Below are 569 nucleotides of genomic sequence, written 5' to 3'. Positions count from 1 at the left end.
CAGTACCGTTGGCTTCGCGTTACGCATTACATCGAGTAGTGAGAAGCCATTTCCTTCATTTTCCCACTCTTTTGTGTTGCTGTGTTTTTGGACCAAACGCTGTTGGAAATCAAGCAGGTTAGGCATACCTTCTTGTAACAGACCCCAGCGATCGACCATGTAAACTTGAGAGCGTGCTTTCTCGTCAGAAATCCCTTCCGATACCATTTGCGCAATGATCGCTCCTGCGATACCACAACCCGCAGAACCCGCACCTAAGAAAGTGATGCGCTGTTTAGAAAGCTGAGTACCCGCCGCTTTACATGCTGCCAGTAGAGAGCCTACGGTTACTGCTGCCGTACCTTGGATGTCATCGTTGAAACAACAAATACGGTCTTTGTAGCGCTCTAGTAGAGGCATCGCATTTTTCTGCGCGAAGTCTTCAAACTGGATAAGTGCATCTGGCCAACGGCGTTGTACCGCTTGGATGAATTCTTCTACAAATGCATCGTAGTCAGGGCCCGTAATACGAGGATGACGCCAGCCCATGTACATTGGATCAGCAAGACGTTGAGGGTTGTTTGTACCCA

The 569-nt window shown here is 48.9% G+C and carries 1 protein-coding gene; it reads right to left on the bottom strand.

Translation table 11 applies throughout. From position 1 onward, the window contains the following. A partial coding sequence (locus R7Q09_RS27300) for a malic enzyme-like NAD(P)-binding protein (RefSeq protein ID WP_318144101.1) occupies positions 1 to 569 on the bottom strand: 569 nt, incomplete at both ends.

The organism is Vibrio sp. 2130-1, from assembly GCF_033339515.1.
Note: the sequence above shows the minus strand (reverse complement) of the source record. Positions and strands in the feature narration are given on the sequence as shown.